The sequence below is a fragment of the Methanomassiliicoccales archaeon genome (genome assembly GCA_036504055.1).
Lineage (GTDB): Archaea > Thermoplasmatota > Thermoplasmata > Methanomassiliicoccales > UBA472 > DASXVU01.
Window position 1 is genome coordinate 1 of record DASXVU010000024.1, and the last position, 4,457, is coordinate 4,457.

At 51.7% G+C, this 4,457-nt stretch carries 6 protein-coding genes; 2 read left to right on the top strand and 4 right to left on the bottom strand.

Annotated features, from left to right (window positions below):
• Positions 1–201: 201 nt before the first annotated feature.
• The 3 genes from VGK23_05550 to VGK23_05560 are packed head-to-tail and all read right to left on the bottom strand — an operon-like array spanning position 202 to position 2,753.
• A complete protein-coding gene (locus VGK23_05550; GenBank protein ID HEY3419999.1) occupies positions 202–1,230 on the bottom strand; it encodes an ABC transporter permease subunit in 1,029 nt (342 codons plus the stop codon).
• Positions 1,227–2,111, bottom strand: coding sequence for an ABC transporter ATP-binding protein (locus VGK23_05555; GenBank protein HEY3420000.1), 885 nt, complete (start codon positions 2,109–2,111; stop codon positions 1,227–1,229). The genes VGK23_05550 and VGK23_05555 overlap by 4 nt, the downstream gene beginning before the upstream one ends.
• A 57-nt stretch (positions 2,112–2,168) precedes the next feature.
• A complete protein-coding gene (locus tag VGK23_05560) occupies positions 2,169–2,753 on the bottom strand; it encodes a PRC-barrel domain-containing protein (GenBank protein ID HEY3420001.1) in 585 nt (194 codons plus the stop codon).
• 358 nt (positions 2,754–3,111) lie between these two features.
• Here VGK23_05560 and VGK23_05565 point away from each other — a divergent pair, with 358 nt between their 5' ends.
• Together VGK23_05565 and VGK23_05570 are read left to right on the top strand one after the other, a co-directional pair.
• A complete protein-coding gene (locus VGK23_05565; protein ID HEY3420002.1) occupies positions 3,112–3,477 on the top strand; it encodes a hypothetical protein in 366 nt (121 codons plus the stop codon).
• Positions 3,478–3,502: 25 nt separating this feature from the next.
• The gene (locus VGK23_05570) at positions 3,503–4,213 is read left to right on the top strand and encodes a DUF1638 domain-containing protein (protein HEY3420003.1); all 711 of its coding nucleotides are present in this window, start codon (positions 3,503–3,505) and stop codon (positions 4,211–4,213) included.
• Here the strand turns inward: VGK23_05570 and VGK23_05575 are convergent.
• On the bottom strand, positions 4,197–4,418 hold the full coding sequence (locus tag VGK23_05575; GenBank protein HEY3420004.1) for a sulfurtransferase TusA family protein: 222 nt from the start codon (positions 4,416–4,418) through the stop codon (positions 4,197–4,199). The genes VGK23_05570 and VGK23_05575 overlap by 17 nt on opposite strands.
• Positions 4,419–4,457 lie beyond the last annotated feature (39 nt).

Genomic DNA, 4,457 nt, shown 5'->3' on the forward strand with positions numbered 1-4,457 from the left:
GTGGGCCTACTATTGGGAGAGGGATGGAATGATGTGGAAGAATTACCTTCTCTGGATCATAGTATCAGGCGCTATAGCCGCATTCATTGCCTTCATTTGATGCCTGATGAAAGGACACTTCCGGTTCATAGGGATCGAATAAGTCTGGAGGTGATGAGAGAGACTGATTCAGCGCATCCTTGAATGTTCTTACCGGGATCCCTACTTCCACCTTATCAGTATCTCCTCCCGGCGGAAGACCCGCAGGGCCAGAAGAAGGATCGCCGCGTCCACCACCACCATCGCGACCGAGAACAGGCCCATTAGGGTGGCGCTCGTGGCCGAGGATTGGGTAAGGATCAAGACGAAGAAGAGTATGACCGGAAGAACGACCAGCGAGCCCAACTGTTGTGCGCTCCGGACATCCGATACCCTGGAGGAGACTATCACGTTGGCAAGGATGCTCAGCATCGCTATCAGTGGGGACATGATGAAGATGGCTATGATCCACATCGTGTTGGGCAGGATGAAATAACCGAATGCCGGCTTGGTTATCAGGTCCACCAGGACCACGAACGGGATGAATGACAGCCAGGCTGCCATCATCGTGGGGAGGAAGATGCTGAGCGATTTGCCTCCGAGCAGTTCAAAGTCGGTGGTCGGAGTGGCCAGGAGCGGTTCCAGGCTCTTGTTGACCTTCTCCCCGACCAGGGTGTAGGAGGCGATGATGGTCGGCAGCACGGCCGGCAGGACCATGAACATGAGCATCAGAAGATTGATCAGTAGCAGCAGTGTCCCCACCAGATCAGATTGGCCGCCGATGATCACGCTTGAGACCAGCACCACATCGATACGCGTGTCGTTGTTCAGGTTGGAGAAATAGAGGGTCGAGGACTGCATCCATGAGTCATTGACCTCGGAAGACCTGATCAGGGAGAAGTTGGCATATCCGCCCCTTACCTGACAGTTGTCCAAAATCACGTTCGAAAGCTCGCAGTTCGTGAAAGACGCATTGGAGAAGTATCCGTTGCTGAAGCTCATCCCGTCGTAGGCGTTCTGTATGTTGAACGTCAGCTGCACCGGCCGGGTGTTCTCGGTGGAAAGGGCAGTGACCGGCACCAGATACACGATGGGCAGGATGATGGTCATTACCATCGGCATGATCACCAGGCTCATCAGCACATAACGGTTACGGCGGAACTCCGAGAACTCCTTCCGCGCGATGGCCCACATCTTCTCGAAGCGGATCACTTGCCTTCGCCTCCGACGATGCGCAGGTATACATCTTCGAGCCCTTTCCTCACTTCTTCAACGTGGATAACGCTGGCCCCAGAACGGACCAGCTCGGAGACGATGGCTGGATTGTCCTTGACCGGGTCGTCGATGGTGAGATAGACCCGGTTCCCGTCCTGACGGAAGGCCTTGACGCCCTTCGAGGCCTGGATCAGCCGCAAGGTTTCCGCCGTTACCTCGCCCAGTTCGACCATCGTGGTCTTTCCGAAGAACTCGTTGGCCAGCTGCTCAGGTGAACCTTTGGCCAGCAGTCGGGTCTTGAGGATCCCGATCCTGTCGCAAAGCTTCTGAGCCTCGTCCAGATGGTGGGTGTTGATGAATATGGTGCGGCCTTCCCGCTTCAGTTCCATGAGGTAATTGCGGACGGTGATCGAGGAGACCGGGTCAAGACCGGAGGTTGGCTCGTCCAGGAACAGGTACTTCGGGTCGTGTACCAGCGCCCGGGCGATGGCGATCTTCTGCTTCATCCCTTTCGAGAACGAACCGACCGCATCGTTCTTGCGGTCCAGGATATCCAGCGCCTGCAGGAGCTCGGTGATGCGAGGAGAGCGTTTGTCAGCGGGAACGCCGTACATCTTGGCATAGAAATCGAGGTTCTGATATGCGGATAACGATTCATAGAGCCCAGGGTTCTCCGGGAGCAGTCCTATGTTCTGACGGATCTTGATTCGGGATTCCTTGTCATTGATGTCCAAGCCATCCACGAACGCCTGGCCCGAGGTGGGCTCGATGAGGCAACAGAGCATCCGGATAGTGGTGGTCTTCCCCGCTCCGTTCGGGCCCAGGAATCCGAAGACCTCCCCATCGTTGATGGTGATGGTGAGGCCCTCGACCGCCACTGTCTGCTCGAACTTCCGGGAAAGCTCTAACGTTTCGATCAGGGGTCTTCCACTCCATCAGCCTTTCAACGAAGCTGGCCGATTCTCCAGCCACTGCTTCAGTTCCTCGATGTCGATGTTCAGCATGACCATGTCACCTATGGTCCGTATATCACTGGTCCTGATGACGATCCCCGATCCGGACATCATCTTCTTCTTGATGTTCAGATCATCTTTCGTGGCCTTGTCCAGCCTGACATCGATATAACTGATCTTCCAGTTGTCCTTAGGATCGAAGACCAGGTTGTCAACATAACCGATCTGCCGGCCTTTCTTGCATATTACCCTCATCCCGGTCAAGTTCCCGAAATTGAGCGGCCATAGATTTTCATTGACCAAAGCACCTTTGATATCCACCAGGGAAACGCTAACGGTGATCATGTCCGAGACGCTGGCGACCGCTCCAGTGTTGATGAAGGCACGCGATGACCCGATCGTTTTCTTCTTTTTGTCCATGGCCATTTCCAGGCCCTTGGTCACGGTGACGCGCAACGCCGAAATACGCCAGTGTTCCGGATCGATGCTGACCCCTTCCACTGATCCGACGATAATTGCATCCGAGGAGATGACCTCCTTCCCCATTACGTCCTCCATTCTAACCATTAATTTGCACCTGGACGATAATCATACGATACTATGATAAGGATTTGCCATAAAAATCGGAATGTGAAAAATTGGCCGTGTGCAGATCTGTTGATCGTAGGCATTGCTTCGAAAACTGAAATCGATAAGGACAAGGTATCGCGATGCCAGCATAACGATGGTTAAGAGATATGATGACATCCGAATAATTCATTTATATTATAATTACGATTTTGATATACGAAGTATCGTAAATCATCGCCGACATTCATTCAAATCCATGATTTTTCTGATATTACCAATGAAAAGCTCCACAAATCTTGTGAATAAACGAAATCACATTAAATATTGCTACATAGGTAAAAGAGACGTGTATCCCATGACCACGGACGACGATGTTAAAGTGCTGGCAGAAAGGAGAGTGGACCATCTCCGTCGAAAGCACAGAGATATCTCGCTCGATTATGTGCTGCAACATAGCACTTGCGGAGATTGGGTTATCATTCTTTACGCTGAGTACGATTTCATCCTGACCGGTTTCGATATCATCGAGTCCAGGACAAGTTGGAAGAGGCCGGACGCGGTCGAGATGTATAATGCCTTGGTGGACGAGGGATATTGCGTGGTGGTCTATGTTCCGGACGATGTAAGAGATCACGTGATAAAGAGGATCAAAGAAATGGGAGGAAGAGAGAACATAAGGGTTTCCTCAATGAACAAACTCCTACCCATGGTTGTTGAGTAACAGGTCAAGAATTGAAGGAGCATGGATGAGAATTGGGGTGATCGCGTGCGACATGCTCCGCAAGGAGTTTGAAATCCTGGTGAAGGATGATCCAGACATTGTCCATGTCGAATACCTCGACTTTTCGCTTCATGCCGATCCAAAAATGTTGAAATCGACGATCGAAGAAAAGGTCAACGCCCTGGAGGGCAAGGTCGACGCCGTTCTCTTAGGATATGGGATGTGCAAAGGCCTCAAGAACATAGAGAAACGGCTGTCATTGCCAACGGTCATGCTGGAGGGAGATGATTGCGTGGACATCCTTCTTCCGCCTGAGGAATATGCTAAGGAGCTCAAGAAATGCGCCGGAACCTGGTTCGCCATCCCGGCCATCGCCGAGAGGCATGAAGAATACATAAACAAGACATTGAACCTGGATAGCTACGACAACGAAGAATATGATGCCAATTTCATTCTAAACATGGTGTTCGAGAACTATTCGAGATGTCTTTTCATCGATACTGGCGTAGAAGGACGGAAGGAATGTAAGCAGAAGTCTATCGAATTTGCGCAGAGCCACAACCTGCGCCACGATACCAGGTGCGGTTCGATTGTGGGCATCTACCTCGGTCTGGAAAAGGCCAAGACGCTGGCCGAATGCATCACGACATTGGACAGCATCTGGGGATTCGAAAAGGATGAGAAGGGAGTGCGGCCAGACGATTCCGGTGACGATCCTTCTAACGGACCTTCTTGATGTGGAAGTAGAAATGCCCTTCTTCCTCTCTGACATCGATGAGCTGGTTGCCGGTCCTCTTGCACCAGGCCGGTACATCGAGCTTTGAGTTGGGTTCGTTCGAGACCATTTCCAGTTCTTCCCCGACCTTCATCCTCTTGATCTTCTTGGTCAGCTCCACGGTCGGTAATGGGCATTCTAAACCTCTGCAGTCAAGGATCTCCATCTTTCTCGCACTCTCCAAGATAGTTTAACATATCTTAAT